The 1551-nt window shown below is 69.1% G+C and carries 2 protein-coding genes; both read right to left on the reverse strand.

The window, feature by feature from the left end; all coding sequences use genetic code 11:
• Positions 1 to 135 precede the first annotated feature (135 nt).
• Positions 136 to 675 carry an orotate phosphoribosyltransferase gene (gene pyrE / locus GA0115259_RS31865; protein ID WP_093603414.1) on the reverse strand — a complete coding sequence of 180 codons (540 nt, stop codon included), beginning with the start codon at positions 673 to 675 and terminating at the stop codon, positions 136 to 138.
• A gap of 69 nt (positions 676 to 744) precedes the next feature.
• Positions 745 to 1539, reverse strand: coding sequence for an aldose epimerase family protein (locus tag GA0115259_RS31870; RefSeq protein ID WP_093603416.1), 795 nt, complete (start codon positions 1537 to 1539; stop codon positions 745 to 747).
• Positions 1540 to 1551: the final 12 nt, after the last annotated feature.

The raw sequence follows: 1551 nt of genomic DNA on the forward strand, positions 1-1551 counted from the left end.
CATCCGCGAGACCTTCTGTACCACGGCCCGTACCGCGACGCGGCGCTGGGTGTTTCACGTGAAACACCCAGCGCCGCGCCAAATGCCCAGCTCAGAGCCGGACTCAGGTCAGGCTCAGCCCAGACCGGGCCCAGCTCAGGACAGACCCAGCTCGTCCGTCCCATAGACAGCGATATACGGAAGTCCCGCCTCGGCGATGGCAGGAGCCGCACCTCGCTCCACGATGACCGCGACCGCGACGACCTCGCCGCCGGCCTCCCGTACCGCCTCCACGGCCGTCAGCGGAGAACCGCCCGTGGTCGAGGTGTCCTCGACCACCAGACAGCGGCGGCCCTTCACCTCCGTGCCCTCGATCCGGCGCTGAAGGCCGTGCGTCTTCTGGGCCTTACGGACGACAAACGCGTCCAGCCACTTTCCGCGCGCGGCCGAGGCATGCAACATCGCCGTGGCCACCGGATCGGCGCCCAGGGTCAGCCCGCCCACACAGTCGAAGTCCAGCTCGGCGGTGGTATCGAGCATGACCTGACCGACCAGCGGCGCGGCATGACCGTCCAGGGTGATCCGGCGGAGGTCGATATACCAGTCGGCCTCACGACCCGAGGAAAGGATCACCTTGCCGTGGACCACGGCCTTGTCCTTGATCAGTTGCTGCAGCTCAGCCCGTGCGTCAGTCATGGCCCCGAGCTTATGCGGTCACCCCGGCCGGGCCCGTCAGAGCCGCCGCCAGTTCACAGCCGCCGCCCGTCAGAGCCGCCGCCAGTTCCAGTTCGCCGTGATCTCCAGCGGCTCGACGGGAGTGACCAGCCGCGGCATGGTGTTGAGCCCGTTCGGCGGGCCCGACTGCGGCTCCACACAGACCGCCTCGGCCTGCTCGTCGTAGACCACGACCCACTCGGCCCGGCTCGTGACCTTCAGCTCCAGCTCGTCCGGCCAGGTGAGCGTCACATCCACACCGTCGGGCATCCCGAAGCAGTCGTCCCAGGGACCCGGGCGCGGTGTCACCCGGCGGCCGGTGGGCAGATGGTCGCTGCCGCGCTCCTCCTGCCAGTCGGGCGCGAAGTCGATACGTACGTCGCTCCCGCCCAGATTGCGCAGGAACCACGGGTGCCAGCCGGCCTGGGCAGGAAAGGAGGTGTCGTACGTCTCCACGCCCAGCGCCAGCGACAGCCCCTCCTCGGTCAGCTCGAAGGTCTGGGTGACCCGGCCGCTGTACGGCCAGGGATCGACCAGGTCATAGGTGAACGCCGCCTCGCTCCCGCCCACCCGGGCCGTACGCCAGGCCGTGTTCCGGCCGGTGCCATGGATCGCGTGGGGCGGGGAGTTGAGGGGCATCTGATGGACCACACCGCCGTTGCGGAACTGCCCGTTCTCGATCCGCCCGCACCACGGCACCATCGGGAAGCAGCCGTACCGCTCGCCCTGACGCAGCAGTTCGGTCCCGCCGATCCGCAGGCTGCCGATCCGGCAGCCGTTCTCCGGAGTGATGGTCAACTCGGCGTCGCCCGCCGCCAGTCGGATGCTCTCTTCGCTGCTACTCACACTCCGACACTA

The sequence above is a fragment of the Streptomyces sp. MnatMP-M17 genome (assembly GCF_900091995.1).
GTDB lineage: Bacteria > Actinomycetota > Actinomycetes > Streptomycetales > Streptomycetaceae > Streptomyces.